31 protein-coding genes and 2 pseudogenes are annotated in these 24,244 nt (G+C 70.8%); 22 read left to right on the top strand and 11 right to left on the bottom strand.

What is annotated here, in order from left to right; translation table 11 throughout:
- Positions 1 to 74: 74 nt before the first annotated feature.
- The gene (gene mshD, locus ACWC5O_RS31665; protein ID WP_450590348.1) at positions 75 to 1,001 is read right to left on the bottom strand and encodes a mycothiol synthase; all 927 of its coding nucleotides are present in this window, start codon (positions 999 to 1,001) and stop codon (positions 75 to 77) included.
- Between the two features lie 297 nt (positions 1,002 to 1,298).
- Between mshD and ACWC5O_RS31660 the strand changes: the two are divergent.
- Positions 1,299 to 1,720 (top strand): annotated as a pseudogene (locus tag ACWC5O_RS31660) (ABC transporter ATP-binding protein); the annotation flags it as partial.
- 11 nt (positions 1,721 to 1,731) lie between these two features.
- On the opposite strand, the gene ACWC5O_RS31655 reads toward ACWC5O_RS31660, so the two are convergent.
- Positions 1,732 to 2,454: a hypothetical protein gene (locus ACWC5O_RS31655; RefSeq protein WP_450590349.1), complete on the bottom strand. Its 723-nt coding sequence runs from the start codon at positions 2,452 to 2,454 to the stop codon at positions 1,732 to 1,734.
- A gap of 414 nt (positions 2,455 to 2,868) precedes the next feature.
- Between ACWC5O_RS31655 and ACWC5O_RS31650 the strand changes: the two genes are divergently transcribed.
- Both ACWC5O_RS31650 and ACWC5O_RS31645 read left to right on the top strand, forming a co-directional pair.
- Complete coding sequence (locus ACWC5O_RS31650; RefSeq protein WP_450590350.1) at positions 2,869 to 3,216, top strand: DUF6247 family protein; 348 nt, start codon at positions 2,869 to 2,871, stop codon at positions 3,214 to 3,216.
- Positions 3,213 to 3,425, top strand: coding sequence for a hypothetical protein (locus ACWC5O_RS31645; protein WP_450590351.1), 213 nt, complete (start codon positions 3,213 to 3,215; stop codon positions 3,423 to 3,425). Before ACWC5O_RS31650 ends, ACWC5O_RS31645 begins: the two co-directional genes overlap by 4 nt.
- Here ACWC5O_RS31645 and ACWC5O_RS31640 read toward each other — a convergent pair.
- The 6 genes from ACWC5O_RS31640 to ACWC5O_RS31615 all read right to left on the bottom strand — a co-directional run bounded on the left by ACWC5O_RS31640 (position 3,400) and on the right by ACWC5O_RS31615 (position 9,008).
- Positions 3,400 to 4,878 carry a sensor histidine kinase gene (locus ACWC5O_RS31640; RefSeq protein ID WP_450590352.1) on the bottom strand — a complete coding sequence of 493 codons (1,479 nt, stop codon included), beginning with the start codon at positions 4,876 to 4,878 and terminating at the stop codon, positions 3,400 to 3,402. The genes ACWC5O_RS31645 and ACWC5O_RS31640 overlap by 26 nt on opposite strands.
- Entirely contained in the window at positions 4,875 to 5,609 is a 735-nt protein-coding gene (locus ACWC5O_RS31635) for a response regulator transcription factor (RefSeq protein ID WP_450590353.1), read from the bottom strand. The genes ACWC5O_RS31640 and ACWC5O_RS31635 overlap by 4 nt, the downstream gene beginning before the upstream one ends.
- Positions 5,610 to 5,696: 87 nt before the next feature.
- Complete coding sequence (locus ACWC5O_RS31630; RefSeq protein ID WP_450590354.1) at positions 5,697 to 5,921, bottom strand: hypothetical protein; 225 nt, start codon at positions 5,919 to 5,921, stop codon at positions 5,697 to 5,699.
- Positions 5,922 to 5,948: 27 nt separating this feature from the next.
- Positions 5,949 to 6,959, bottom strand: coding sequence for a S1C family serine protease (locus tag ACWC5O_RS31625; RefSeq protein WP_450590355.1), 1,011 nt, complete (start codon positions 6,957 to 6,959; stop codon positions 5,949 to 5,951).
- Between the two features lie 149 nt (positions 6,960 to 7,108).
- Positions 7,109 to 8,131, bottom strand: coding sequence for a LacI family DNA-binding transcriptional regulator (locus ACWC5O_RS31620; protein WP_450590356.1), 1,023 nt, complete (start codon positions 8,129 to 8,131; stop codon positions 7,109 to 7,111).
- 97 nt (positions 8,132 to 8,228) lie between these two features.
- Complete coding sequence (locus ACWC5O_RS31615; RefSeq protein WP_450590357.1) at positions 8,229 to 9,008, bottom strand: winged helix-turn-helix transcriptional regulator; 780 nt, start codon at positions 9,006 to 9,008, stop codon at positions 8,229 to 8,231.
- A gap of 168 nt (positions 9,009 to 9,176) precedes the next feature.
- Here ACWC5O_RS31615 and ACWC5O_RS31610 point away from each other — a divergent pair, with 168 nt between their 5' ends.
- The 9 genes from ACWC5O_RS31610 (at position 9,177) to ACWC5O_RS31570 (ending at position 15,180) form a co-directional block, all read left to right on the top strand.
- Positions 9,177 to 10,049 carry an alpha/beta hydrolase gene (locus ACWC5O_RS31610; RefSeq protein ID WP_450590358.1) on the top strand — a complete coding sequence of 291 codons (873 nt, stop codon included), beginning with the start codon at positions 9,177 to 9,179 and terminating at the stop codon, positions 10,047 to 10,049.
- A 75-nt stretch (positions 10,050 to 10,124) separates the two neighbouring features.
- Positions 10,125 to 10,379, top strand: coding sequence for a MoaD/ThiS family protein (locus ACWC5O_RS31605; RefSeq protein ID WP_450590359.1), 255 nt, complete (start codon positions 10,125 to 10,127; stop codon positions 10,377 to 10,379).
- A 5-nt stretch (positions 10,380 to 10,384) separates the two neighbouring features.
- Positions 10,385 to 11,632, top strand: coding sequence for a hypothetical protein (locus ACWC5O_RS31600; protein ID WP_450590360.1), 1,248 nt, complete (start codon positions 10,385 to 10,387; stop codon positions 11,630 to 11,632).
- 335 nt (positions 11,633 to 11,967) lie between these two features.
- Positions 11,968 to 12,345, top strand: coding sequence for a hypothetical protein (locus ACWC5O_RS31595; RefSeq protein ID WP_450590361.1), 378 nt, complete (start codon positions 11,968 to 11,970; stop codon positions 12,343 to 12,345).
- 195 nt (positions 12,346 to 12,540) lie between these two features.
- Positions 12,541 to 13,236, top strand: coding sequence for an LmeA family phospholipid-binding protein (locus ACWC5O_RS31590; RefSeq protein ID WP_450590362.1), 696 nt, complete (start codon positions 12,541 to 12,543; stop codon positions 13,234 to 13,236).
- 200 nt (positions 13,237 to 13,436) lie between these two features.
- Positions 13,437 to 13,517 (top strand): Ms5788A family Cys-rich leader peptide, encoded by an 81-nt coding sequence (locus ACWC5O_RS31585; RefSeq protein WP_350751515.1) that lies wholly within the window; start codon positions 13,437 to 13,439, stop codon positions 13,515 to 13,517.
- 131 nt (positions 13,518 to 13,648) lie between these two features.
- The gene (locus ACWC5O_RS31580) at positions 13,649 to 14,494 is read left to right on the top strand and encodes a sulfurtransferase (protein ID WP_450590363.1); all 846 of its coding nucleotides are present in this window, start codon (positions 13,649 to 13,651) and stop codon (positions 14,492 to 14,494) included.
- Positions 14,495 to 14,539: 45 nt separating this feature from the next.
- Positions 14,540 to 14,827 carry a DUF1416 domain-containing protein gene (locus tag ACWC5O_RS31575; protein WP_010351646.1) on the top strand — a complete coding sequence of 96 codons (288 nt, stop codon included), beginning with the start codon at positions 14,540 to 14,542 and terminating at the stop codon, positions 14,825 to 14,827.
- Positions 14,828 to 14,916: 89 nt separating this feature from the next.
- Positions 14,917 to 15,180, top strand: a complete 264-nt coding sequence (locus tag ACWC5O_RS31570) for a DUF3099 domain-containing protein (protein ID WP_450590364.1) — start codon at positions 14,917 to 14,919, stop codon at positions 15,178 to 15,180.
- A gap of 10 nt (positions 15,181 to 15,190) precedes the next feature.
- On the opposite strand, the gene ACWC5O_RS31565 is transcribed toward ACWC5O_RS31570, so the two are convergent.
- Positions 15,191 to 15,553: a DsrE family protein gene (locus ACWC5O_RS31565; RefSeq protein ID WP_094217032.1), complete on the bottom strand. Its 363-nt coding sequence runs from the start codon at positions 15,551 to 15,553 to the stop codon at positions 15,191 to 15,193.
- A gap of 102 nt (positions 15,554 to 15,655) precedes the next feature.
- On the opposite strand from ACWC5O_RS31565, the gene ACWC5O_RS31560 reads away from it, so the two are divergent.
- The 7 genes and pseudogenes from ACWC5O_RS31560 (at position 15,656) to ygfZ (ending at position 20,258) form a co-directional block, all read left to right on the top strand.
- Positions 15,656 to 16,126, top strand: coding sequence for a hypothetical protein (locus ACWC5O_RS31560; protein ID WP_450590365.1), 471 nt, complete (start codon positions 15,656 to 15,658; stop codon positions 16,124 to 16,126).
- Entirely contained in the window at positions 16,123 to 16,407 is a 285-nt protein-coding gene (locus ACWC5O_RS31555) for a hypothetical protein (protein ID WP_450590366.1), read from the top strand. Before ACWC5O_RS31560 ends, ACWC5O_RS31555 begins: the two co-directional genes overlap by 4 nt.
- The gene (locus tag ACWC5O_RS31550; RefSeq protein WP_450590367.1) at positions 16,404 to 17,171 is read left to right on the top strand and encodes a hypothetical protein; all 768 of its coding nucleotides are present in this window, start codon (positions 16,404 to 16,406) and stop codon (positions 17,169 to 17,171) included. The genes ACWC5O_RS31555 and ACWC5O_RS31550 overlap by 4 nt, the downstream gene beginning before the upstream one ends.
- A pseudogene (locus tag ACWC5O_RS31545) lies at positions 17,168 to 18,027 on the top strand (hypothetical protein). The gene ACWC5O_RS31550 and the pseudogene ACWC5O_RS31545 overlap by 4 nt, the downstream one beginning before the upstream one ends.
- A 209-nt stretch (positions 18,028 to 18,236) precedes the next feature.
- Complete coding sequence (locus ACWC5O_RS31540; RefSeq protein WP_450590368.1) at positions 18,237 to 18,812, top strand: FABP family protein; 576 nt, start codon at positions 18,237 to 18,239, stop codon at positions 18,810 to 18,812.
- 32 nt (positions 18,813 to 18,844) lie between these two features.
- A complete protein-coding gene (locus tag ACWC5O_RS31535; protein ID WP_386573755.1) occupies positions 18,845 to 19,282 on the top strand; it encodes a Fur family transcriptional regulator in 438 nt (145 codons plus the stop codon).
- Between the two features lie 10 nt (positions 19,283 to 19,292).
- Positions 19,293 to 20,258, top strand: coding sequence for a CAF17-like 4Fe-4S cluster assembly/insertion protein YgfZ (ygfZ, locus tag ACWC5O_RS31530; RefSeq protein WP_450590369.1), 966 nt, complete (start codon positions 19,293 to 19,295; stop codon positions 20,256 to 20,258).
- Positions 20,259 to 20,322: 64 nt separating this feature from the next.
- Here ygfZ and dtd read toward each other — a convergent pair whose 3' ends face one another.
- Positions 20,323 to 20,748, bottom strand: coding sequence for a D-aminoacyl-tRNA deacylase (gene dtd / locus ACWC5O_RS31525; protein ID WP_225833917.1), 426 nt, complete (start codon positions 20,746 to 20,748; stop codon positions 20,323 to 20,325).
- Positions 20,749 to 20,907: 159 nt separating this feature from the next.
- On the opposite strand from dtd, the gene ACWC5O_RS31520 reads away from it, so the two are divergent.
- The 3 genes from ACWC5O_RS31520 (at position 20,908) to ACWC5O_RS31510 (ending at position 24,043) form a co-directional block, all read left to right on the top strand.
- Positions 20,908 to 21,498: an RsiG family protein gene (locus tag ACWC5O_RS31520; protein WP_450590370.1), complete on the top strand. Its 591-nt coding sequence runs from the start codon at positions 20,908 to 20,910 to the stop codon at positions 21,496 to 21,498.
- Between the two features lie 91 nt (positions 21,499 to 21,589).
- Positions 21,590 to 22,831, top strand: a complete 1,242-nt coding sequence (locus ACWC5O_RS31515) for a GNAT family N-acetyltransferase (protein ID WP_450590371.1) — start codon at positions 21,590 to 21,592, stop codon at positions 22,829 to 22,831.
- A 303-nt stretch (positions 22,832 to 23,134) separates the two neighbouring features.
- Positions 23,135 to 24,043 (top strand): FadR/GntR family transcriptional regulator, encoded by a 909-nt coding sequence (locus ACWC5O_RS31510; RefSeq protein ID WP_450590372.1) that lies wholly within the window; start codon positions 23,135 to 23,137, stop codon positions 24,041 to 24,043.
- A 12-nt stretch (positions 24,044 to 24,055) separates the two neighbouring features.
- Here ACWC5O_RS31510 and ACWC5O_RS31505 read toward each other — a convergent pair whose 3' ends face one another.
- The gene (locus tag ACWC5O_RS31505) at positions 24,056 to 24,244 is read right to left on the bottom strand and encodes a hypothetical protein (protein ID WP_450590373.1); all 189 of its coding nucleotides are present in this window, start codon (positions 24,242 to 24,244) and stop codon (positions 24,056 to 24,058) included.

Genomic DNA, 24,244 nt, shown 5'->3' with positions numbered 1-24,244 from the left:
ACTAATTGAGTAGTGAAAGGGTGGTGCAAGAGAGGGGCGACCGTCAAGACGGCCGCCCCTCGTGTGGGGTCATGTCACGTTTCGGTGCGGTACATCAGGTCGGTCTCGTGCGTGCCGAACCCCAGTCGCTCGTACACCGACACCGCCGCCTTGTTGTCCGCGTCGACGTACAGCATCGCCGTCGGCAGTCCCTGGGCGGCCAGGTGGCGCAGGCCGATCGTGGTCAGGGCCTTGCCGAGGCCGCCGCCCTGCTCGCCCGGGCGGACCCCGAGCACGTACACCTCGCCGAGCCCGTCCTCGGCGTGCACCTTCGTCCAGTGGAAGCCGACCAGCTCCCCGGCCCGCTCGGCGAGGAAGAACCCGGCCGGGTCGAACCACGGTTCGGCCTTGCGGTCGTCCAGGTCGCGCTGCGTCAGCGAGCCCTGCTCCGGGTGGTGCGCGAACGCGGCCGCGTTGACGGCGAGCCAGGCCGCGTCGTCCTTGCCCGGCTCGAAGGCGCGCACGGTCACGCCCTGCGGCAGCACCGGCTCCGGCAGGTCCAGATCGGTCAACGACCGCCGCATCTGGCGCAGTTCACGGAACAGGGTCAACCCCAGCACCTGGGCGAGGTGCCGGGCGGCCGAGTGCCCGCCGTGCGCCCACACCCGCAGCCGCTTGCCCGAGGCGGCGAGCAGCGCCGAGCCCAGCGCCCGCCCGTGCCCGTGCCCGCGATGCGCGGGGTGGACGACCAGTTCGGCGGCCGGCGCCTCCACCGGATCGGTGTCCTCCAGCTGGGCGTAGCCGACGAGTTCGTCCCCGACGATCAGCAACAGATGTGACACGCCGGGTCGGGCGCCCCCGCGCAGCTGCAACCGCCCCTGCTCGGACACCGGCTGCTGCCCGTCGACGCGGGCGGCCTCGGTGAGCAGCCCGAGCACGGCCTCGGCCCGGTCCGGGTCGAGTGCGGAGAAGGTCTCGATGGAGCGGGAGGGGAAGGGTCGTACGGCGTCGTCGCTGCTCATGCGTACGAGGGTAGTTGGCTTCAAGGGAGTTCCAACGTGTATGAGTGACCGCCGACGCTCCGGGCTGCACGGCGGGGCCTCCGCAGGGAACGGAAGTTCTCACATCGAATGCGTGACCTTTGCGGGGAGCGGGTCGCTGGGTGCGATGAAAGGATCTTCGATACCGGTGCGGGGGTGAGGGGTGGGCGGGCTGCGGGAGCCGGCGGCGCCTTCGTCGAGATCGTTGAGACGGTGTGCGTGCCGGCCTTGATCGGGCTCGGCGTGTGGGAGATCTCCGCCGGGCGGATGAGCCTCGGTCTGCCCGAGGGCTACGACACGCACATCGCCCCGGGCACGGCAGCCCTCTCCGGCGGTCAGCTCTGGGGGTCCCCCCAGGCCCTTAAGGCACTGGGGGAGCATCGCCATCGCCCGCGCGATGCTCCGCCCCGGTCCTGGTCCTGGACGAACCCACGGCGGGCCTGGACGGGGTGGCCGCCCGTCAGGTCGTACAGCCCCTGCGCCGCCTGATGGCCGGCCGTACGACCATCATGATCACCCATGACCTGAGCCTCGCCCCCGACGCCGACCGCATCCTGGTCGTCGACCACGGCCGCCTGGTGGAGGCGGGTACGCACGAGGAGCTGCTCGCCCGGGGCGGCGCGTACGCGCGACTGGCGTCACCGCTGCCGGAGGCGGCCGCGACACCGGCACCGGAGGAGACGATGATCCTGCACTGGTAGGGAGCCACTGCTCAGGGCTGTTGCAGCGCCTTGGGAACCTGCGACTCCCAGCGCCAGTTCAGCAGCGCGGCGAGCACCGCGAACGTGCCCAGCGGAAGCCACAGGAACAGCACGAGCGAGGGCGGACGGTCCATGGTGAACAGGAGCGCCACCCACAGCAGGAAGCCACACCCGAGGGCGATCAACCCGCCGGTGATCGCCCGCTCCCACGCCTTGCGGTGCCCGGCCCTGCGCCGGATCCGTGCCTCCACCTCCGGCCGCCGCTCCCAGGCCGCGCCGCGGTGCCGGGCGGCGGCCTCGCGCAGCGCGGCGACCTCGGCGGGCACGTCGTCCAACTGCCAGTCGTCCATGTGCGGCAGCACGAATCGGCGGCCTTCGGTGTCGTACAGGTACGTGAACCACGTGCGGGCGGACTTGGCGGCATTCGGCACCGGCTCGGCCCGGATGTCGTAGATCTCGTGCCAGGCCCGGCTGCGTTCGGTCACGGCCCGCCGTGCGGTGATCCCGCGGGCCCCGACGAGTGTGCGGCCGCGCCGCATGTACACCACCATCTGCGCGGCCAGCAGGAGGTAACACGCGGCGAGTGACGCCGGAACCCACTCGGGCATGGTGTGGTGCCGGTTCAGCTGGTAGAGGGCGTTCAGACCCAGCAGCCCCATGCTGAGGGCCATGAGAGGCGGTGTCTTCTTCCGCTTGCGGTACTCGCGCTCGATCCCGCCGCCGTACGCGTCCACGCCCCGCCCACCGACCTCTCCTCGGACACCTGTGCGGAGGGATCGTAGAGCGGGACGTCGGGGACGGTGAAGGTCAGGGCCTGTTCCGGCGCTCAGGAGGCGGCAGGCGTCCAGTCACCCAGCCAGTCCGTGACCTCCTATGGGGGCTCATGGGGCGACTCCAGTCCCGTTGGTCGTGTGGGGTGACCTGGAGTTGCCGCGGGGGAGGGGAAGGTTGCCGACTCGGGTTGAACGGTGGGTTGGCTGGTGTGCACACGTTCGGGTGATCGCTGGCAGGTGTGCAGCTTTGGGGGGTTGTGCCTCCGCCATCGTGGGTCTTGCGGTCGAGAGGGCGGCCAGATCACGAACTACTGATGACAAAGGTGCGAGGCGGTTATGGTCGTAGACGCGGCACGTCGAAGGAGGACATCGGTCATGGCTGCTCACGCTGCGGAATCCGAGTCGGTCGTCCCTCCCATGCCCGAGCGGACGCCGAAGGCGCTGCGCGAAGCCATCGCCCAGCACACGCCTGAGCTCCTGCCTGACTTCGACAGGCACTGGAAGAGGGCGATTGCCGACGCATACAACGTAGGCCCTGTGCCCGCGTTCGTGGCCTTCTGGTGGGGCGAGTACGCCATGGCCCGGGATCCCGAGCTGGACGCACACGTGCACGATCTCGAACTCCGGGCCGCAGAGTCCACCGACATCGCCGAAGCGATCGCCCTTCTCGAAGAGGCGGCGAAGATTCGCCACCGGGTGCAAGGACTGGAGCCCGGCGAGTGACCGACACTGATGCCTGCCTCCCCGACGGAATGCAGGTCATGCCTGTCCGATCCAGTGAGCCGAAGGGCGCTCGTGCCCTCTTCTTCGACAACGAAAACGGCTGGCTGAAGTACACCTTCGTACCCCGCACCGAAGATCCGCAGATTGTGGTGGAACAGATCTTCTGGTTCGGAACCGAACCCTCTACGGAGCCCCCGGCGGAGCCGTAGCCGCCCCCGGCAACCGCACCGTCGCCACCGCCCCGCCGCCCTCCGCGCGGGACAGGGTGACGGTACCGCCCGCCTGCTGGACCGTGCGGGCCACGATGGACAGACCCAGGCCCGAGCCCGGCAACGCACGCGCACTCGGCGAGCGCCAGAAGCGGTCGAAGACGTGGGGGAGTTCGTCGGCGGGGATGCCGGGGCCGTGGTCGCGGACGGTCAGGACGCCGTCGGCCAGCTGGACGTCGATCGTGCCGCCCCCGGGGCTGAACTTCACCGCGTTGTCGAGGATGTTGACGATCGCCCGCTCCAGGGCGGAGGGCTCCGCGCGTACGAACCAGGGCTTCAGGTCCGCCGTGATCGTAAGCTCCGGTCCGCGCAGCCGGGCCCGGCGCAGGGCGGCCTCGACAGTGTTCTGGAGGGCGACGATCTGGACGCGTTCGCCGCGCTGGCCTTCCGAGCGGGACAGCTCCTGCAGGTCGCCGATCAGGGCGGCCAGCTCCGTCATCTGCGCCTTCACCGAGGCGAGGAGCGCCTTGCGGTCCTCCGGGGGGATCGGGCGGCCCGTCTCCTCGCTGCGGGTGAGGAGTTCGATGTTGGTGCGCAGGGAGGTGAGGGGGGTGCGCAGTTCATGGCCGGCGTCCGCGATGAGCTGCTGCTGCAGGTCGCGGGAGCCGGCCAGGGCGGTGGTCATCGAGTTGAAGGAGCGGGAGAGCCGGGCGACCTCGTCCTCGCTGTCGTCCTCCACGGGGATGCGGACGCTCAGGTCCTCGGTCCGTGCGACGTGCTCGACGGCCTCCGTGAGCCTGTCGACCGGCCGCAGTCCCGCACGGGCGACCGCGAGTCCCGCCGCACCGGCCCCGACCACTCCGATGCCGGAGACGGCGAGGAGGATCAGAGCGAGGTCGTTGAGCGTGTTCTGGGTGTTCTTCAGCGGTATGGCGACCTGGAGAGCCGTGTCCGGATACGGCTTCGGTGGAGCGCCCAGGCCGTCGGTGACGGTCAGGGACTGGGTCAGCACGCGTACGGCGTTGCCCTCGGAGTCGGTGCCGTTGCGCACGAGGAACTTCTGGCGCAGTAGGCCGTCGTGGGCGGGCGCGTCGACGATGACGGCCATGTCGGAGGCGGTGGTCTTCACCCGGCCCGCGGAGTTCGCGAACACGCAGGCGGTGCCGTCCCGCTTCATGAGCTGGTAGTAGTTGCTGTGGATGTGGAAGCCGCCGAGGTCCGACCCGCTCGGCTGCTGCGGGCACGACTCCAGCGTGGTCATCGCGTCCTCCACCCGCTGGGGCGAGGAGGCCTTCTGCAGATCCTTGTCGACCTGGTCGTACAGCTTCCGCTCCACGATGAACCAGCACGTGACCGAGACCGCGGCCACCGCGAACGCCACCGCCGCCGCCACCAGCATCGCCAGTCGCGCCCGGATCGGCAGGGCCCGGTAGCTGCGGACCAGCTTGTTCACTCCGCGCCGCCCTGGCGAAGGACGTACCCCACGCCCCGGACCGTGTGCACGAGCCGCGGCTCGCCGCCGGCCTCCGTCTTGCGGCGCAGGTACATGACATAGACGTCCAGGGAGTTGGACGACGGCTCGAAGTCGAAGCCCCACACCGCCTTGAGGATCTGCTCCCGGGTGAGGACCTGGCGCGGGTGGGCCATGAACATCTCCAGCAGGGTGAACTCCGTGCGGGTCAGTTCGACCTGGCGGCCACCCCGGCTGACCTCGCGCGTCGCGAGGTCCATGCGCAGGTCGGCGAAGGTCAGCGCCTCGTCCTCCTGGGCCTCGGCGGACAGGGCCGTCGCGTAGGTGCTGCGGCGCAGCAGGGCACGGATGCGGGCGAAGAGTTCGTCCAGCTCGAAGGGCTTGACCAGGTAGTCGTCGGCCCCGGCGTCCAGGCCCGTCACCCGGTCGCCGACCGTGTCGCGGGCCGTGAGCATGAGGATCGGAGTCGTGTCGCCGGCGCCCCGGATGCGGCGGGCCGTGGTCAGACCGTCCATGCGGGGCATCTGGATGTCCAGGACGACCAGGTCGGGCCGGTAGGCCTGGGCCTTGTCCAGCGCGTCCGCCCCGTCGACGGCGACCTGCGTGTCGTACCCCTCGAACGCGAGGCTGCGCTGGAGCGCCTCGCGGACGGCGGGCTCGTCGTCGACGATCAGGATGCGCTGGGGGTCACGGTCGCCTTCGGCGGGGCTCATCGCTCGCGTTCCTCGGGGTGCGGTGGGTCGTGGACGGGTGTCTCTCAGCCTCGCACGAGCCGAGGCCGCCGGGCACGTGTGCCGGGCTCAGACGCCCGAGGTGCTCAGCTCGCGTATCGCGGAGAGCCGGTGCAGTGGAACCTTGCGGCGGTGCGGGCGGCCGGCCGAGGTGCGCAGGCCCATCAGCTGGGGGACGGGCGGCACCTCCGGTGCGCGCGGAGCCGGCGCGTGCAGTGCGTGCGCGACCGAGAGGGCCAGGGTGAGGTCGGCCGGACCGGTGCCGGCGGTCTGGTGCGAAACCTGCATGATCATGACGTACTCCCTCGTGCCCCGCGGGGCTCAGCTGGTGGAGCCCGCCCGCAGCTTGGCCAGGTCGGACTTGACGGTGTTGACGGGGATCGCGAAGCCCAGGCCGATGCTGCCCGCGTCCGAGGACGACGAGGACTGCGAACTCGACGAGTACATCGCGGAGTTGATGCCGATGATGTTGCCGCTCGCGTCGATCAGCGCCCCGCCGGAGTTGCCGGGGTTGAGTGAGGCGTCGGTCTGGATCGCCTTGTAGGTGGTGGTGGACGAGCCTGTGTCGCCGTTGAACTGGCGGCCGCCGAACTGGAACGGCCACTGCCCGTCGCCGCCCTGGTTCTGGCCCTGGTTCTCGTCCGTGGATACGGTCACGTCACGGGCGAGCGCGGAGACGATGCCGCTGGTGACGGTGCCGGTCAGGCCCTCGGGAGAGCCGATCGCCACGACCGAGTCGCCGACCTGGACGTTCGCGGAGTTGCCGAGCGAGGCGGCCTTCAGACCGGAGGCGTCCTTCAGCTTGATCAGCGCGAGGTCCTTGGAGCTGTCGGTGCCGACGATCTCGGCGGTGTAGCTCTCGCCGTCGCTGGTGCGCACCTTGACGGAGGTGGCGCCGGAGACGACGTGGTTGTTGGTGACGATCTCGCCGTCACCGGTGATGATCACGCCGGAGCCGGTGGACGAGCCGTTGCTGAGCGTCGCCTGGATCTCGACCACGCTCGGGCTGACCGCGGCGGCGATCGCGGCGACGTCGCCCCTCTTGCTGGAGGGGACCACCGTGGTCGTCGTACCGGTGGAGGCGACCGTGTCCTTGCCGGTCAGCTCCTGGAAGGCGTAGGCCGTGCCGCCGCCGACCGCGGCCGCGACGATCGCCACCGCCGCGAGCAGCCCTATCGGGCCGCGGGTGCGCCCCCGCCTCGGCGCGGGGCCGGGCTCGGGAGCCGGCATCGTGGCCGTCGGGGGCTCGTACGGCGGCGGGGCCGGCCACTGGGGGTTCACGGGAGCGGAGTAGCTGTGCTGCTGGCTGTAAGCGCCCTGGCTCTCGGTCATGGCATGAGGATGTCCCGCGACCATGAGAGCTTCCTGAGTGCTCCCTGAGAAGCCCGACAGAACCTCGTTTGCCCGATATAAAGACGCTCCTCGCGGCTCGGGTCGGGCTCTCACGAGCCCTTCATGAACGGCTCGGCCTCGTGAAGGGCTCAGACACAGCCGCAGCTGGTGCGGACCACCAGCCGGGACGGGAACGTCTTCAGCCGCTCGCGCCGCGAGCCCGCCACCCTGAGGCCGTCGTCCAGGACCAGGTCCACCGCGGCCCGGGCCATCGCGGAGCGGTCCGAGGCGACCGTCGTCAGCGGCGGGTCGGCGAGCGCCGCCTCCTTGATGTCGTCGAACCCGGCCACCGCCAGTTCCCCGGGCACGTCGATGCGCAGCTCGCGCGCGGCCCGCAGCAGGCCGATCGCCTGGTCGTCGGTGGAGCAGAAGACGGCGGGCGGCCGGTTCGGACCGGACAGGACCTCCAGGGCCACGCGGTAGGCGTCGTAGCGGTTGTACGGCGCCTCGAACAGGCGGCCCTCGGTGGAGATGCCCGCCTCGGCCATGGCCCGCTTCCAGCCCTCGACGTGGTCGGAGACCGGGTCGCCGACGGCCGGCGTCTCGGCCGTGCCGCCCATACAGGCCACGTACTCGTAGCCGTGCTCCAGCAGGTGGCGTACGGCGAGCTGGGCGCCGCCCAGGTCGTCGGTGACGACGGCGACGTCGTCGATGGCCTCCGGGCGCTCGTGCAGCAGCACCACCCGGGCGTCCCAGGCCTCGATCTCGGCGGCCGCGAGGTCGTTCAGCGCGTGGCTGACCAGGATCAGGCCCGACACCCGCATACCGAGGAACGCGCGCAGGTAGTGCACCTCGCGTTCGCCGATGTAATCGGTGTTGCCGACGAGCACCATCTTTCCGCGCTCGGAGGCGGCCTGCTCGACGGCGTGGGCCATCTCGCCGAAGAACGGCTGACGGGCGTCCGGGATGATCAGGCCTATGAGGTCCGTGCGCCGCGACGCCATCGCCTGGGCGACCCGGTCGGGCCGGTACCCCAGCTCCTTGATCGCCGCGAGGACACGCTCGCGCGTGGCCGGGGCGACCGGCCGGGGTCCGTTGTTGATGACATAACTGACGACGGCGGTGGAAGTCCCAGCCAGCCGTGCCACGTCATCCCGAGTCACCTTGGCCACGCGCGGAGTCTACGCGGATGGACCCGCTCTGGGCAGGGCGTATCGCATGCCGACTGTGCGGTAGCAATGCCCCGCACAAGCGGTTCCCATGCCTCCGCTATGCGTCCGCGTGGACCTCGGAGCCGTCCAGGACGGCCGATGCGCCCGCATCCTCCGCCTTTTCCCGGTCCGCCTTGGCCTTGGAGTCGTCAGCGGACCGGTCGCCTTTTTCGGGCGTAACGAATCGATAACCGACGTTCCGGACGGTCCCGATCAGCGACTCGTGCTCGGGGCCGAGCTTGGCGCGCAGCCGCCGTACGTGCACGTCGACGGTCCGGGTGCCGCCGAAGTAGTCGTAGCCCCACACCTCCTGCAGCAGCTGGGCGCGGGTGAAGACCCGGCCCGGGTGCTGGGCGAGGTACTTGAGGAGTTCGAACTCCTTGAAGGTGAGGTCCAGGACCCGGCCCTTGAGCTTGGCCGAGTAGGTCGCCTCGTCCACGGACAGGTCGCCGTTGCGGATCTCCATCGGGGAGTCGTCGGCGACGATCTGCTGGCGGCCCATCGCGAGCCGGAGCCGGGCCTCGACCTCGGCCGGGCCCGCGGTGTCGAGCAGGACGTCGTCGATGCCCCAGTCGGCGGTGACGGCGGCCAGGCCGCCCTCGGTGACGACGAGGAGAAGCGGGCAGCCGGGGCCGGTCGAGCGCAGCAGCTGACAAAGGCTGCGCACCTGCGGCAGGTCGCGGCGGCCGTCGATGAGGATGACGTCGGCGCCCGGGGTGTCGACCAGGGCGGGGCCTTCGGCCGGGGCGACCCGCACGTTGTGCAGGAGCAGACCGAGTGCGGGCAGCACCTCCGTCGACGGCTGGAGGGCGTTGGTCAGGAGCAGCAGAGAACTCATACGTCTGGTTCCTCCTCGGTCCCTGCGAGGACGTGTGCGGTGCGATCCCGTAGGCCCCGTACACGAGCGTTCGCCTGAGGTTTCCCGCTTCGTATACAACGCTTCCGAAAGCACAAAAGGACCCGGGGGCTACGCTGCCCGAGTCCTCTGCCCAGCAGAATAGCCCACATGAGCAACCGTCCGGCAGGTCATACGGCACGTTCCACCGTTCGTCCGAATCCCGAGACAGGCAGACGGGGCCCTATCAGGACGTTTGTGCGCACGGCCGACGGAGTTCCGGTCGATTCCGTATACAACCCGGCAGCGGTCGTATACGAAGCAGCGCCGGCCGCCTCCCGTCCACCCTCCCGCGACCCGGTGTTCGTGATCGCCCACGGCTTCACCGGGGACGTCGACCGGCCGCATGTACGAAGGGTGGCCGGCGCGCTCGCCCGTTACGGCGCCGTCGTCACCTTCTCCTTCCGCGGCCACGGCGCCTCGGGCGGCCGGTCCACGGTCGGCGACAAGGAGGTGCTGGACCTGGCCGCCGCGGTGGAGTGGGCGCGCGGCTTCGGGCACGCCCGCGTGGTGACCGTCGGCTTCTCCATGGGCGGCTCGGTGGTGCTGCGGCACGCGGCCCTGTACCCGGGCACGGTCGACGCGGTGGTCTCGGTCAGCGCCCCCGCGCGCTGGTACTACCGGGGCACGGCCCCCATGCGCCGGCTGCACTGGCTGGTCACCCGCCCCGAGGGCCGCCTGGTCGGCCGCTACGGTCTGCGCACCCGCATCCACCACCGTGAGTGGAACCCGGTGCCGCTCTCCCCGGTGCAGGCGGTCCCGAGGATCGCCCCCACTCCGCTGCTCATCGTGCACGGCGACCGTGACGGCTACTTCCCTCTCGACCACCCCCGGATGCTCGCCGACGCGGCCGGTGACCACGCCGAACTCTGGCTGGAGCCAGGCATGGGCCACGCCGAGCACGCGGCGGACGAGGCCCTGCTGGCCCGGATCGGCGACTGGGCCGTCGGCCGCGCGCGTTCCGGCACCGCCAGGGTGCCTTAGCCTGACACCGTCCGTCCCTAGTCTCTTGTCAGTCCCTTTTCAGTTTTCAGTCCCTGTCGTCGATTGAGGAACCAGATGCCCAAGGTCACGGTCCGCTACTGGGCCGCTGCCAAGGCCGCGGCCCAGGTCGCCGAGGAGCCGTACGACGCGGCCACCCTCGCCGTCGCGCTCGCCGCGGTGCGTGAGCGACACCCCGGTGAACTCACGCGCGTCCTGCAGCGATGCTCCTTCATCGTCGACGGTCACCCCGTGGGGACCCGCGCACATGAGACGGTACGGCTGGCCGAGGGCGGCACGGTCGAGGTGCTCCCGCCGTTCGCAGGAGGATGAAGGCGATGAGCGACCAGCCGTATCAGGGCGGGCCGTACGAGGGGTATGAGGGTTACGACCCGTACGGACAGCACCAGCAGCACCAGCAGCACCAGCAGCACCAGCAGCAACACCAGCAGCACCAGGCGGCGCCGCAGGCCTGGCCCGGGCAGCAGCCCCAGGCCGGGTACGACCAGTACGGAGGCGGGCAGGGCCAGTACGCCGACCCGTACCCGCACGCGGGGTACGACCCGCAGCACACCCAGCAGTGGCAGGGCCAGACCTGGGAGACGCAGACGCACGCGCAGGTGCACGCGGCGGAGACGGCGTACCTGCCGCCGCGGGAGCCGTACGCCCCGCAGGCACCGGCCGCCGAGCCCCAGCAGTACCAGCAGCAGCCCGCGCCCCAGCACCACCAGCCGGAGTCCGCGCCCGAGTCCGCGCCCGAGTCGGCGCCTGCGGCCGAGTCCGAGGGGGATCCCGCCTACGGCCCCGCCACCCTCTCCGGCAACTCCCGCATCACCGACGCGCAGCGGGCCCGCCTGGAGGGCCGCTCCCCGATCATCGAGCCCGGCATGCAGCCGGCGCTGCTCACCGCCGGGCTGGGCCTGCTCCTCGCCGCGACGGCCCCCGTCGCCTCGTACGCCCTCGTCGTACCGCTGGTGCTGCTCCAGGCCGTGACGGCGGCGGGCTGGTTCCGGCTGAACGGCATGTGGCCCGCCCGGCAGGGCATCGCGCTGGCCTTCCTGGGCGCGCTCACCGCGGACGTGGCCGTCCTGGCCGCGGGCCGCGATCACGCGCCCGCCGCGATCCTCGGCACCCTCGGCCTCTGGGTCCTGCTGTCCCTGGTCCTCCAGCTGCGTTCGCACGCCTCGCCGGACGAGCGGATGTACGGCCTGATGGCGACGGTCGCCTCCTCGTCCCTCGCGGTCCTGGCGACGGGCTACCTGGCCGCCGACCCGCACGCGGTCCCGGTGGGCGCGGCGGCGGTGGCCGTGGCGATCCTGGCCCGCGCGCTGCCGTTGCCGACCCCGGCGTCGGTCGCGGTCTCGGTGCTGGCCGCCGCCGGCGCGGGTATCGCGGTCGGCGGCATGACGGGCCTCGGCGCGAAGGGCTCCGCCCTGGGAGCGGCGGCCGCGATCTGCGCTCTGATCGGCCACCGGGTCGCCAGCTACGACTACCCGTCCCGTTTCGTCCACTTCACGGCGGGCGTGGCGCTTCCCTTGTCGGCGGCGGCGCCGGTGGTGTGGGTACTGGGGCGCGCCCTGGGCTGAGCGCCGTTGACCTGCGGGCCGTCTTCGCCTGCGGGCGCGTGGGGGATGGTTCGCGGGGCTGTGTCTGATATGCGGCTCCGCCGCGTGGGCGCGACCAGCCACCGCCTGAGTCACTCAGCGGGACACCGCACCACGCCCCCGTGATCGCCCTCCGCTGCGGCACCGCACCCCTCCTGGCTGTGGAATTTGTGGAATTTGGGCCGCCCGCTGTGGATCTGGCGGCCGTTCTGCGCGTATCCGCCTCCGTCCTGGGCCATGCTCGTAACACCCAGGAATGCGCAGAGTAGTTCAACTGTCGCATTCCGTATGGATATTGGGTAAAAGGAGGCAAACCCATGGAGCCCGGAACTCTGCTCTACGACCCCGCCACCGACAGAATCGGTGAGTACCAGGACCGGTCGGGGCCGTACGCGATGCTGCGCCCCGTCGGCGGCGGCCGGGAGTGGCAGGCCGACCCCGACGCCCTGCGCCCGGCCACGGACCGGGAACGGCTCCACGCCGGTGTCCGCGCCGCGAACGACCGCACCTCGGCACTGCCGTCGCCTCCGCCGCTCGACGCCGTCAGCCGTCCGCCCCGGCCGGTGCCGGGGTGCCCGGCATGCTTGCAGCTGGCGGAGCGGCGGGAGGTCGCGCGGGCGGTGTACGACCGCAGCGCCGAGACCGACGCGAACGTCCTGCTTCGCCAGCACCAGCGACAGGAGCACCGCGCATGAGGGCCGGCCCGGGGTCTGCTGTACGAGGGGTGCCGGCGGCAGCAGAAGCACGCGGCGCCGCGAGAACGGACACGGTCGACGGCGCTGCGCCTTGTCACAAGTGATCCACAACCCCCCGGCGGTCCGGTGCGTCCGGTTACCGTGGCGTACTGGTACACCACCGCACACGACCGCCGACCCGGGGGAAACACCACCATGCGCGCCCTGCGAATAATCCTGATCCTCGTCGTGATCCTGGGCGGGCTCTTCGTGATCGCCGACCGCGTCGCCGTGCACTTCGCCGAGGGCGAGGCCGCGGACAAGCTGAGGACGACGCAGAACCTGGCGTCGACCCCGGACGTGGACATCAAGGGCTTCCCCTTCCTCACCCAGGTCGCGGGCGGCTCCCTGGACGACGTCGAGGTCGGCATCAAGAACTACGAGGCGGCCACCGGCACCAACGGCAGGACCATCCGCATCGACGACCTGAAGGCCGACATGAAGAGCGTCGACTTCTCCGGCGACTACAGCTCCGCCACGGCGGCCGCCGCGTCCGGCACCGCGACGATCGCCTACGACCAGCTGCTGAGCGCGGTCAAGGACGACCCGGTCGCCCTGCCCCTGGGTGCCACCGGCAAGGTGACCGGCCTCTCCTACGGCGGCAACGGCAAGGTCAGGGCCACGGTCGTGGTCGCCGGTGTGCCGGTCCCGGTGCTCGGCACGGTCACCGTCCAGGGCGACACCGTGAAGGTGCATGCCGACGGGCTGCCCAAGTTCGGCAACCAGGCGCTCGACGTCTCCGAGGTGAAGATCGACCAGCTCCCCGGCGGCATCAAGCTGGACAAGGTGCAGGCCGCCAAGGACGGTGTGGAGATCAGCGTGAAGGGTTCGAACGTCAAGCTGGCGGGGTAGTACGACAGCCGGCTGAAACGGTGGGTGTCCGAAAGGCGAGACGCAGCCGTCCGCACCGCAGATGCACCGACCGGCGCAAGCGCCCGGAGGCCGTCCCGCGACGCCCCGGGCGCGTTCCGTATCCCATTATTCGGACGATCTCGTCTCACAGTCCGACACGCCGGTGACACGCCTGCCCGGACGTCCCTACGATCGGGGCCATGAAGCGACAGGCGGATCTCACGAAGCGGCGGGCAGTCGACCTGTGCCGCGTTGCCGCCATGCTCTGTCGCCCCTTCTGAGCGAAAGTCCCTGACTTCCGCATCTCACCCCCGCCCTGATGGAAGGGCACCCGTGCGCCTCCGGACGAACCGGAGCCGTACCCGTACGCACTCGCACGCCTCGCCGCAACTGCCCCGGAGGAGAGAAGAGCATGAGCCGCAGCGACGTCCTCGTCGACGCCGACTGGGTCCAGGACAACCTGGACAACCCGAACATCGCGATCGTGGAGGTGGACGAGGACACGTCCGCCTACGAGAAGAACCACATCAAGAACGCGATCCGCATCGACTGGACCAAGGACCTGCAGGACCCGGTCCGCCGCGACTTCATCGACCAGGAGGGCTTCGAGAAGCTCCTGTCGAAGAAGGGCATCGCCAACGACACGCTGGTGATCCTCTACGGCGGCAACAACAACTGGTTCGCGTCGTACGCCTACTGGTACTTCAAGCTGTACGGCCACGAGAACGTCAAGCTCCTCGACGGCGGCCGCAAGAAGTGGGAGCTGGACGCCCGCGAGCTGGTCGACGGCGCCGACGTGCCCGAGCGCGCCGCGACCGACTACAGGGCCAAGGCCCAGGACACCTCGATCCGCGCCTTCCGCGACGACGTCGTGGCGGCCATCGGCTCGCAGAACCTCGTCGACGTCCGCTCGCCCGACGAGTTCTCCGGCAAGCTGCTCGCCCCGGCCCACCTCCCGCAGGAGCAGTCGCAGCGTCCGGGCCACGTCCCGACCGCCCGCAACATCCCGTGGTCGAAGAACGCCAACGACGACGGCACCTTCAAGTCGGACGACGCGCTCAAGGAGCTCTACGCCGACGAGAAGGTGGACCTCGCCAAGGACACGATCGCCTACTGCCGCATCGGTGAGCGCTCGGCCCTGACCTGGTTCGTGCTGCACGAGCTGCTGGGCGTCCAGAACGTCAAGAACTACGACGGCTCCTGGACCGAGTACGGCTCCCTCGTCGGCGTGCCGATCGAGCTCGGCGCCAACAAGTAACCCATCCCGACCCGACCTTCTGGTCAGACCCCTCTGGAGAAAGACATGTGTGGAGCGAAGGCCGGCGGCCCCGACGCCTCGACGATCAAGCCCGGTGAGACCACGATCCAGGGTCAGGTGACCCGCGACGGCGAGCCGGTGACCGGCTACGTCCGCCTGCTGGACTCGACCGGCGAGTTCACCGCGGAGGTGCCCACCTCCGCCACGGGACAGTTCCGCTTCTACGCGGCCGAGGGCACCTGGACCGTCCGCGCCCTCGTCCCCGGCGCCACCGCCGACCGCACGGTCGTGGCCCAGCAGGGCGGCCTCGCGGAGGTCGCGATCGCGGTCTGAGCAACCTCAGAACCGGCCGAAGGGCCGCACCCCCCGGGTTGGACGCCTGGGGTGCGGCCCTTCGGCCTGTCCGGACCTACCCTGGAGTTGTGCTCGCGAGGCGACGTCATGTGTACCTCGCCATGATGGGGACCTGCATCGGTCTCTTCGTCCTGGCGTGGGCGGTCGTACGCCTCTGGTCGATCCCCGTCGCGGTCGGCATGTGCGTGGTCGCCATGCTCATCCCGCCCGTGGCCGCGATGGTGGCCAACCGGCGCGGTCCCGACGACCGCTGGTGGGACGACCCCTCGGGCGACCCGCAGTCCGACGAGTGGTGGGACGAGCTGGACGGCAAGAAGCGGCCCAGGTCGTGAGACGGGCTGCTCAGTAGACGAGAGCCTGCGTCTCGTCCCCGAGTGCCTCCTGCACGAAGACCTGCGCGCCCGCGATCCGGACGCCCTCCAGGACGTCCTTCTCGGTGATCTCGCGCCGGGCGGCGCACTGCGTGCACAGCGTGATGCGGCCGGCCGCGAGGATCGAGTCGATCAGGTCCGGCAGCGGCGCGGCATGCGGCAGCTCGAACTCGGCGGCCCGCCCCGGCAGCGCGAACCAGGACGACTCCCCGGTCAGCCACAGCGAGACCTCGACCCCGCTGGCCACGGCCACCGCCGCCACCGTGAACGCCTGTGAGCAGCGCTCGGGTGCGTCGGCCCCGGCGGTCACCTTGATCACGAGCTTCTTCGCCATGGCCGAATCGTAATCCTTTCCCCTACAACTCCATGCACATGCCATGAGTCTTCTGTGCGCGCGGATGACGGAATCCGCGCTTCCCCTGATCCGGGAGACGTCTTGGAAGCAACAGAAGAGAGATCCGACGCTCCGGACGCACCGGTCGTGCCGGATGCGCCCGACCTGTCCCGGCCCCGCCGGCACGGCCGTACGCCCCGGCTGATCGGCGCCGCCGTCCTGCTCGGCCTGGTCGCCGGCACCTGTGCCGGGTACCTGGTCCAGGCCGACCGCGAGCCCACGAGGCTGCCGTCGCTCTCCCAGCCGGTGATCAAGCAGGCCAAGGGCGAGGTCGAGCCGCTCTCGGCTGCGCAGGACCGCAGGATCAAGACCGAAGGCGACCTGCGCAAGCTGCTGCTGAAGAAGCCGAACGGTGCGAGGGAGGCGGACTGGGTGCCCGCCGACGGCTGGATGGGCCTGGCCGCGTACGCCGACGAGTACACCGACTCGGGCGAGAAGTTCAGCGATCTCGTGGGACACGAGTTCCGCCGGGCGGCGTCACCGGCTGGAAGGTCGGCAGCGCGTACGCCGTGAACATCCGGCTGGTCCAGTACCGGCAGGAGGACTCCCTGGGGGCCGTCGACACCAGCCACAACCTCCAGGACGACGCGGAGTCCGCGTCCCCGACCGACAGCTGGAGCATCCCCGGAACCGGGGACGGCAGGGCGTATGTCGACAACCGCGGGCCGTTCTACAGCGCCGAGGCGCACGCCTGGCGCGGGGACGTCGCGATGGAGATCTGGATCTACGGCACCAAGCCGATCAGCAAGAAGACGATCATGGACCTGGCCGAGCGGCAGATGGAGCGGCTGTGACCGAGAAGCAGAACGAGCCCCGCCGCCGGGGCCGTGTCGCCGCCGTCGCCGGTTCCGCGCTACTGGCCGGAGCCCTCGTCGCCGGGGTGGGCTACACCGTCGTGACCGTGCAGGGCGCCGACCGCGACGCGGGTGCTCCCGTCTGGAAGTTGCCCAGGGTGACGGCCGACAAGGACAGGGTGGCGGCGCGGCCCGGGCTCGCCGGCATGCTCGTGCCGTACGGGACCGGTCTCTGGGTCCGCGGCCCCGACATCGGACAGTTCGGCTCCGACGCGCAACTCAACGGTGCCCAGGCCACGGCGCTGCGGAAGGAGTCGGTGAGCGGTCTGCCCCGGTCCCTGCGCAAGCGGCTGGAGCAGCAGATCGACCGGCAGCACATCAAGGGCATGGCGATGCGCAGCTATTTCAGCGGGGCGTCACAGGCCAACATGTGGAACGACGGCGACTACTCGGTGAGCATCGTGCTGGCCCAGATGGAGGACAGGGCGGCGGTCCGCTCCGCCTCGACCTCCCAGAACGCGTTCCTCGCCGCCCTGGGAAGCCTGCGCGCGGGCCCCAGGATCAAGGGCTACGAGAACGCCAGGTGCTTCCGCTCGCCCAAGGGCACCGACGAGGGCCTCGACACGATGCTCTGCTCCGCGTACGTCGGCGACATCCTGGTCACCGCCACCGCGACGGGCGGGCAGCCACTCGACACCGAGGGGGTCGCGAAGCTCCTGCGCACCCAACTCGACCGTATCGACGAGCCGGGGGAGGCCGTATGAGCGAGCAGGAGACGACGCGGGAGACACCGCAGGAAACGACGACCGCGACCGATCCGCAGCCCGCGGCGCCGACGCTCCCCGGGGCCGGGGCCCCGCCGCCCGCCGCCCCCGGCAAGGACCGCCGAGCCCTGCGGGCCGTCCTTCGCTGGACCGCAGCCGTCACCGTCTTCGCGGCGGTCGGGGCGGGAACGGCGTACGGGATCACCCGGATGGACCGGACGGACCTCCCCGGGCTGGCCACCGCCTCGGACGGCCGCTGGGACTACCCGGAGCTGACCAGGCCGCCGTTGCCCTCCGGCAGCCCCGGGCCGTTCGCCGACGCGAACCCGGCCGGCGCCCACTACGCCGACCTGCGCGCCCTGCTCCTGCCCGCGCCCGAGGGCGCCAAGGAGGACAAGGCGCTGCGCGGCTCGGACGGCTGGCTGGCTACGCCCTCAAGGAGGAGCGGGACGAGCTGCGGCAGAAACTCGTGGACACCGGTCTGCGGCACATCGCGGCCCGCGGCTGGAGCACCCCGGACGGCACCCGGACCCGCATCTACCTGCTGCAGTTCGGCACGGCGAACGTCGTGGAGACGAAGTTCGCGAGCGACAACGTGGCATACAGCACCCCGGCCCGCCAGGTGCGCGGCTCCGGAGAGTCCGCCTACGACGAGGGCTTCCCCAAGGCGGCGGCGGTCTCGCGGACCGAATGTGTCGCCTACGTCGAGTCGAAGCCGTACGGCGCCGAGCAGGTCCGACAGGCCTACGTCTCGGCGGGGGACGTCTTCGCGGTGATCCTGCAGTCCCGCAAGGGCGGTGCCCTCGCCGTACCCTTCCAGCAGACGGTCACCCTGCAGAGCCAGCTGCTCGGCTGAGGCACACCTGGCCAGGAGTGCCGGGCCCCGGCCGCGTAAGCTGGGGCCCGGCTCTGTCGTACGCCCACCCTCGCTCAAGGAGCACCCGTGGAGATCTTCTTCGAAACCTTGCTGGTCCTGGTCTGCGTCGGCGTCCTCGCCTTCGCCGGGCTGACCGTGAAGAAGCTGTACCAGGGCCAGCGCTGACCCAGACCTAGGAACTGCCGCTCATGATCGAGATCCCGTCCGACCTCCACAAGGACCTGGTCCCCCTCGCCTTCCTGCTCGGGAACTGGGCGGGCGCGGGCGTCCACGACTTCCCCGGCTCGCAGAAGTGCAACTTCGGGCAGGAGGTCACCTTCACCCACGACGGCCGGGACTTCCTGGAGTACCACTCCCGCACCTGGGTGCTGGACAACGACGGGAACAAGGTCCGTCCGCTGGAGTCGGAGTCCGGCTTCTGGCGGATCGACGCCGGCCGCAAGGTCGAGGTCACGATGACCCGCGACGACGGCGTCATCGAGATCTGGTACGGCGAGCTGGCCGACAAGAAGCCGCAGATCGACCTGGTCACGGACGCGGTGGCGCGCACGGCCGCCGCCCAGCCCTACAGCGGCGGCAAGCGCCTGTACGGCTACGTCAAGAGCGACCTCATGTGGGTCGGCGAGAAGCAGACCCCCGAGGTCGAGCTGCGCCCCTACATGTCGGCACACCTGAAGAAGGTCGTCACCCCGGAGGAGGTCGAGCGCTGGGCCAAGGCCCTTCCGGACGACCTGCCCGACGACGGCATCGCGTTCTTCAAGTAGGCCTTCCGCCGGGTGGCTCTAGACTTTCCAGTGTGGTGAGCACCGACTGGAAGAGCGACCTCAGGCAGCGCGGCTACCGGCTGACGCCGCAGCGGCAACTCGTGCTCGAAGCCGTGGACACCCTTGAGCACGCGACCCCCGACGCCATCCTCGGTGAAGTGAGGAAGACCGCGTCGGGGGTCAACATTTCCACCGTGTACCGCACGCTGGAGCTGCTGGAGGAGCTGGGCCTGGTCAGCCACGCCCACCTCGGCCACGGTGCGCCCACCTACCACCTCGCCGACCGCCACCACCATCTGCACCTGGTGTGCCGCGACTGCGAGAACGTCATCGAGGCCGATGTGGACGTGGCCGCCGAGTTCACGGCCAAGCTGCGGGGGCAGTTCGGCTTCGACACCGACATGAAGCACTTCGCGATCTTCGGCCGCTGCCAAGACTGTTCGCTCAAGGGTTCAAGTACCAAGTCGTAGGCTTACCCGTATGAAAAGCCCTCTGCTGTCCCTGCCCGGCGCCGTTCCCGCCGAGGGTGTGGACGAAGGCGTCGCCGCCCACTACGGCGACCTGTTCCGCGAGCAGCGCGCCCTCGCCGACGGCACCGGATTCGTCGACCTCTCCCACCGCGGGGTGGTCACCGTGTCCGGCGAGGACCGCCTCACCTGGCTGCATCTGCTGCTCACCCAGCACGTCAGCGAACTGCCCGCGGGCGAGGCCACCGAGGCACTGATCCTCTCCGCGCACGGCCACATCGAGCACGCGCTGTACCTGGTGGACGACGGGACGACGGTCTGGGCCCATGTGGAGCCCGGCACCCAGGAGACGCTGCTCGCCTACCTGGAGTCGATGAAGTTCTTCTACCGGGTCGAGGTCGCCGACCGCACCGCCGACTTCGCGGTCGTCAACCTGCCGGCCGGGTCGATCGCCGAGGCACCGGAGGGCGTCGTCGTACGCGAGACGGCGTACGGCCGTGATCTCTTCCTGCCCCGTGCCGACCTGGAGTCCTTCGCCGCCGAGTTCGGCCCCGCGGCCGGTCTGCTCGCCTACGAGGCGCTGCGCGTCGAGCACCACCGGCCCCGCGTCGGCTTCGAGACCGACCACCGCACGATCCCGCACGAGCTGGGCTGGATCGGCACCGCGGTCCATCTCCAGAAGGGCTGCTACCGCGGCCAGGAGACGGTGGCCCGCGTACAGAACCTGGGCAAGCCGCCGCGTCGCCTGGTCTTCCTGCACCTGGACGGCAGCGAGGTCCACCTGCCGGTCCACGGCACCGAGATCCGCCTCGCGGACGAGGGCCCCGACGGCCGCAAGATCGGCTTCGTGACGACGTCGGTACGCCACCACGAGCTGGGCCCGATCGCCCTGGCCCTGGTGAAGCGCAACGTCCCGACCGACGCGAGGCTCGTGGCGGGGGAGACTGCGGCGGCCCAGGAAGTGGTCGTCGAGCCGTAAGGCTCCAGGAGCGCTGGTCCTTCAGGAGCTCCGGACCTCCAGGAGTCCTGGAGGTCCCCGAGCCCTAGATCTCCAGCAGCACCGTGAAGGGTCCGTCGTTCGTCAGGGACACCCGCATCCGGGCCCCGAACCGGCCCGTCGCCACCGTCGCGCCCAAGGCGCGCAACTGGGCGACGACCTCGTCGACCAGGGGCTCGGCGACATCGCCGGGGGCCGCCGCGTTCCAGGTGGGGCGGCGGCCCTTGCGGGCGTCGCCGTAGAGGGTGAACTGGCTGATGACGAGCAGCGGGGCGTCGATGTCCGAGCAGGACTTCTCGTCGTGCAGCATGCGGATCGACCAGAGCTTGCGGGCCAGTTGGGCCGCCTTCTCCTTGGTGTCCTCGTGGGTCACGCCCACCAGGACACACAGGCCCTCGCCCTCGATCGCGCCCACCGTCTCGCCGTCCACGACGACACTCGCGCCGTCCACTCTCTGCACCACCGCACGCATGCCGACCATCATGCCGGGTGCCCCGGCCGCGGTCACAGGCGGTCCATTATTGCTCCTTAAGCCCCCATCTGGGGCCGTTCGGGGGCACTCGGTCACATAGCTGCCACTTGGGGTGGCACGATGCTTCCATACGCGGGTCGAGGGGACGGTCACACGCACATGAGCACACCGAGTACCGGGCGGCTGGAGACGTACCGGCCGCCCGCGCAGCGCGCCGACGGTCCGTCCGGCCCGTCGCTGCCCGCGGAGCCGCCCGAGCACGACCTGGCCCGGCTGAGCCTGCCGGAACTGCGCGTCCTGCGCCGTGACGCGCAGCGCGACGAGGCGGACCTCAGTTATGTGCGGCGGCTGCTGCAGGGCCGGATCGACATCCTGCGCGCGGAACTGGCCCGGCGCGGCCGGGCGTCCGTGCCGGCGCCCGCGGACGCCTCCGTGGTGGAGCGGCTCCCGGAGATCCTCACCGACGCACCGGCCCGGCAGCGCTCCTCGGCCCGCCATGTCACGCTCGGCACCCCGCACAACGAGGAGTACCGGCTGCTGGCCGCGGAGATGCTCGGCGAGGTCGAGCTGTCGGACCTGGAGGCCCGCACCGACCTGGAACTGACCACCGCCATGGGCCGCCTGGTCCGCTACGAGCAGGAGGTCTCCCGGCGCCGCCAGCGCCTGCAGCGCATCACCGACGACTGCAGCGGGGAGATCGCCCGCCGTTACCGGGTGGGCGAGGCACAGGTGGACGATCTCCTGACCTGACGGGACCCGCGTGTGAGGGGGGCGGAAGCCGGGTGGGCGGGTGGGAGAAAACAGTGCGACACGGCCCGGGCCGCGCGCCTACCGTGACCCCATGACCAACGACGTCCGCACCGTGACCGAGGCCGACTTCGCCGACTGGCACCGCGCTCTGAACACCGGGTTCCTGCGGGCGCCGGTGCTGACGGCCGAGCAGTTGGACGCGCGTCGCCGGCAGTTCGTCGAGGGCCGGCTGCTCGGTGCCTTCGACAACGGCCGCTGTGTGGCGACGTACCGCTCCTTCGCCCAGGAGGTCACCGCGGTGGGCGGTACCCCCGTCCCCGCGAACGCCGTCTCCAACGTGACCGTGACCCCCACGCACCGCCGCCGCGGCCTGCTGACCCGCATGATGAGCCGGGACCTGGCGGCGGCCAAGGAGCGTGGTGACGTCGTCGCGACCCTGATCGCCGCCGAGTACCCGATCTACGGCCGCTACGGCTTCGGCCCGGCGACCTGGACGACCCAGTGGACCGTGGAGGTCCCCCGCGCGGGCCTCGATCCGCGCTGGTCCGGTCCGGAGGACGGCGGCCGGATCGACCTCGTGGACGCCGAGGACGTCCGCAAGCTCGGTCCCGAGCTGCATGAGCGGGTCCGCCGCGCCCAGCCCGGCGCGGTCAGCCGGGGCGAGCTGTGGTGGCAGGTGAACACCGGCGCCGTCCGCTTCGGCGGCGACTGGACCGAGCCGTTCTACGCCGTGCACCGCTCCGCCTCCGGCGAGGTGGAGGGCCTGGTGTCGTACGAGTGCGACGACAACTGGCACGACAAGCAGCCGCACAACACCGCCGACGTCAACTGGCTGATCGCCGCGACCCCCGCGGCGGAGGGTGCCCTGTGGCGGTACCTGTGCTCGATCGACTGGATCACGAAGGTCAAGAGTGGCTGGCGCGGCCCGGACGACCTGCTGCCGTTCTTCCTGCCCGACCCGCGCGCGGCCAGGGTCACCGACCACGCGGACTGGCTGTGGGTGCGGATCCTGGACGTCGTACGGGCCCTGGAGGCGCGGACGTACGAGGGCACGGGCTCGCTGGTGCTGGAGGTCCTGGACGAGGGTGGACCGGCCGGGGGCCGGTTCCGCCTGGAGGCCTCGCCGGAGGGTGCGTCCTGCACTCCGGCGGGCGGTGCCGCCGTCGATCTCACGCTGCCGGTGGGCGAGTTGGCCACGGTCTGGCTCGGGGACGAGTCCCTGGTGCGGCTCGCCGCGCTCGGCCGGGTCCGGGAAGAACGAGAGGGCGCCGCCCGGAAGGCCGACGCCCTGTTTCGCACGCCCGGGCGACCGTGGTGCCCGGACATCTTCTGAGGCTCCCCTCGTCCGGCCGACGCTGACTGTGCATCCGTAGCTGACTGTTCAGTTGTGGCTGTGCCATGACCGTGTTCAGTTGTGGCTGTGCCGGCTGTTCAGTTGTGACTGTGCGCTCCGGTGGCCGCCCCCTGCCCGGGCTCCCGGCTCCCCTCCGGAAGGGAGCCCGATCGGCCAACCCCTGGGGAAGCTCGACCATGTTGTTCAAGTTGGCTACCAACTTCACTGTACTTATCTCCGCTTGGAAGCGGCTCATAACCACCTTTCCGTGAACTGCCGGAAGATGGCGGGAAGTTGTAGTGTTTGTTCGTGGACCCGGAACACGCCTCCGCCAGTGAACGGAAGAGGCCACAGCGGTCACGCACGTCACATCGCGAGGTGGCCGACGAACTGCGCGCCCGGATCCGTTCCGGTGTGCTGCGACCGGGCCAGCGCATGCCCACCCAGGCCAAGCTGGCCGACGAGTTCGGCGTGGAGCGCGGGGCCGTACGGGAGGCCCTGCGCATCCTGCAGTCGGAGCGCCTGCTCACCAACGTGTCCAAGGGCAGCCCCGCCACCGTGGCCGCGCCCGAGGAGCAGGCCCGCCCCGTGGCCGTCCCGGCGGTGCCGCAGCCCACCATGGTGGGGCTCGCCCCGCGCATCGCGGCCGCCTTCGCCGCCCCGCACGTCGAGATAGACGCCCTCTGTCTGACCTCGGTCTCGCTCACGCTGGCCCTGGGCGTCGCGCTGCGCCAGATCCACGCCGGACAGTTGAAACCGGCCAAGATCGACGTCCGGGTGCTGCTGCCCAGCCGGGACATCGACCTCGCCTTCCCGGCGCCGGTGGAGGCCTCCGACAGCGGCCTGCTGCACCGGCGCTGGCTGGCCCAGCGCAACGCCCAGGGCCAGGTGCTGCGGCACAACCTGGAGGCGCTGCGCACCACGCACCGCATCGACGTGCGCGTCTCCTTCCGCGCGCTGCCGTTCACGCCGCCGGTCAAGCTGTATCTGCTCAACGGGTCCGAGGCGCTGTTCGCGTACTACACGCTCAGCCGCCGCGAGCGGGAGATCGACCACGAGCACCTGCAGCTGTACGACGCCGAGGGCACGCGGTCGCTGCTGTTCGCCTTCGAACAGGGCGGCGACCCGCGTGACACCACGTTCGTGGAGCAGTCCCACCTGTGGTTCAACGCGCTGTGGGAGACGATCAGTTCGGAGCTGGTGCTGACGTAGCAAAGGCCGGGATCAGAGGGCGGGGCCCGCGAGGAGCACCGCGAGCAGCACGGCCCCGGCGGAGCTGACCGCCGGGCTCTTGGCCTTGATGCCGACGGAGAGCAGGAGCAGTCCGACGATGCCGGCGGCGCCGTACTTCCACTGGACGAGCTGCTCGAAGCCGACGGCGAGGACGGCGCAGAGGAGTGCGAGGACGGGCAT

This window comes from Streptomyces sp. NPDC001450, assembly GCF_053597295.1.
This window is presented reverse-complemented; position numbering and strand designations above follow the sequence as displayed.

Bases quoted from the DNA above. Each gene is read 5' to 3' on its own strand.
- mshD (WP_450590348.1), bottom strand. From the start codon at position 1,001: ATGAGCAGCGACGACGCCGTACGACCCTTCCCCTCCCGCTCCATCGAG.
- ACWC5O_RS31650 (WP_450590350.1), top strand. From the start codon at position 2,869: ATGGCTGCTCACGCTGCGGAATCCGAGTCGGTCGTCCCTCCCATGCCC.
- ACWC5O_RS31635 (WP_450590353.1), bottom strand. From the start codon at position 5,609: ATGAGCCCCGCCGAAGGCGACCGTGACCCCCAGCGCATCCTGATCGTC.
- ACWC5O_RS31630 (WP_450590354.1), bottom strand. From the start codon at position 5,921: ATGATCATGCAGGTTTCGCACCAGACCGCCGGCACCGGTCCGGCCGAC.
- ACWC5O_RS31625 (WP_450590355.1), bottom strand. From the start codon at position 6,959: ATGACCGAGAGCCAGGGCGCTTACAGCCAGCAGCACAGCTACTCCGCT.
- ACWC5O_RS31615 (WP_450590357.1), bottom strand. From the start codon at position 9,008: ATGAGTTCTCTGCTGCTCCTGACCAACGCCCTCCAGCCGTCGACGGAG.
- ACWC5O_RS31610 (WP_450590358.1), top strand. From the start codon at position 9,177: ATGAGCAACCGTCCGGCAGGTCATACGGCACGTTCCACCGTTCGTCCG.
- ACWC5O_RS31605 (WP_450590359.1), top strand. From the start codon at position 10,125: ATGCCCAAGGTCACGGTCCGCTACTGGGCCGCTGCCAAGGCCGCGGCC.
- ACWC5O_RS31600 (WP_450590360.1), top strand. From the start codon at position 10,385: ATGAGCGACCAGCCGTATCAGGGCGGGCCGTACGAGGGGTATGAGGGT.
- ACWC5O_RS31595 (WP_450590361.1), top strand. From the start codon at position 11,968: ATGGAGCCCGGAACTCTGCTCTACGACCCCGCCACCGACAGAATCGGT.
- ACWC5O_RS31590 (WP_450590362.1), top strand. From the start codon at position 12,541: ATGCGCGCCCTGCGAATAATCCTGATCCTCGTCGTGATCCTGGGCGGG.
- ACWC5O_RS31585 (WP_350751515.1), top strand. From the start codon at position 13,437: ATGAAGCGACAGGCGGATCTCACGAAGCGGCGGGCAGTCGACCTGTGC.
- ACWC5O_RS31580 (WP_450590363.1), top strand. From the start codon at position 13,649: ATGAGCCGCAGCGACGTCCTCGTCGACGCCGACTGGGTCCAGGACAAC.
- ACWC5O_RS31575 (WP_010351646.1), top strand. From the start codon at position 14,540: ATGTGTGGAGCGAAGGCCGGCGGCCCCGACGCCTCGACGATCAAGCCC.
- ACWC5O_RS31565 (WP_094217032.1), bottom strand. From the start codon at position 15,553: ATGGCGAAGAAGCTCGTGATCAAGGTGACCGCCGGGGCCGACGCACCC.
- ACWC5O_RS31540 (WP_450590368.1), top strand. From the start codon at position 18,237: ATGATCGAGATCCCGTCCGACCTCCACAAGGACCTGGTCCCCCTCGCC.
- ygfZ (WP_450590369.1), top strand. From the start codon at position 19,293: ATGAAAAGCCCTCTGCTGTCCCTGCCCGGCGCCGTTCCCGCCGAGGGT.
- dtd (WP_225833917.1), bottom strand. From the start codon at position 20,748: ATGCGTGCGGTGGTGCAGAGAGTGGACGGCGCGAGTGTCGTCGTGGAC.
- ACWC5O_RS31520 (WP_450590370.1), top strand. From the start codon at position 20,908: ATGAGCACACCGAGTACCGGGCGGCTGGAGACGTACCGGCCGCCCGCG.
- ACWC5O_RS31515 (WP_450590371.1), top strand. From the start codon at position 21,590: ATGACCAACGACGTCCGCACCGTGACCGAGGCCGACTTCGCCGACTGG.
- ACWC5O_RS31505 (WP_450590373.1), bottom strand. From the start codon at position 24,244: ATGCCCGTCCTCGCACTCCTCTGCGCCGTCCTCGCCGTCGGCTTCGAG.